At 68.8% G+C, this 545-nt stretch carries 1 pseudogene; it reads left to right on the top strand.

Features of this window, described 5'->3' with window-relative positions:
- Nucleotides 1-545: pseudogene (locus NKJ40_RS31825) on the top strand (autotransporter outer membrane beta-barrel domain-containing protein); the annotation flags it as partial.

Below are 545 nucleotides of genomic sequence, written 5' to 3'. Positions count from 1 at the left end.
GGCAATACCGCCATCGTCGCCCAGCAGACCTCGGCCGCCGGTGCGGGTGCGGTCGACGTGACCGCGGGCAACGTCTCGGGCACGACCGGCATCTTTGCGTTGAACAACGGCAGCGGCGCGATCGGCATCACCGCCAACGGCACGGTCACCGGCACCGCGGCCGAGGGCATCAACGCAAGCGGCAAGGGCGCCGTGACCGTCAATGTCGCCGACACGGTGACCGGCGCGACGCGTGGTCTGAGCCTGATCGGCGGGACCGGCGGCAGCGGCGACATCAGCGTGACCGGCACCGGCGGCTTCGTCGGCGGCACCGGCGATGCGGCCAACATCAAGAACAACGGTTCGGGCACGGTCACGGTCGACATCTCGGGCGCGAGCAGTTCGAGCGGCGGCGAAGGCATCTTCGTGCGCGACACGGTAGCTGGCGGCAACATCAGCGTCACCACGGGTGCTGTCACCGCGCTGACGGCGGGCAAGGACGGCATTGACGTCCAGACGCAGTCGCTGACTGGCAATATCACGGAGGTCGCCAACGGCAACATCCA

This window comes from Mesorhizobium sp. M0119 (genome assembly GCF_040322615.1).
Taxonomy (GTDB): Bacteria; Pseudomonadota; Alphaproteobacteria; order Rhizobiales; family Rhizobiaceae; genus Mesorhizobium.
Note: the sequence above shows the minus strand (reverse complement) of the source record. Positions and strands in the feature narration are given on the sequence as shown.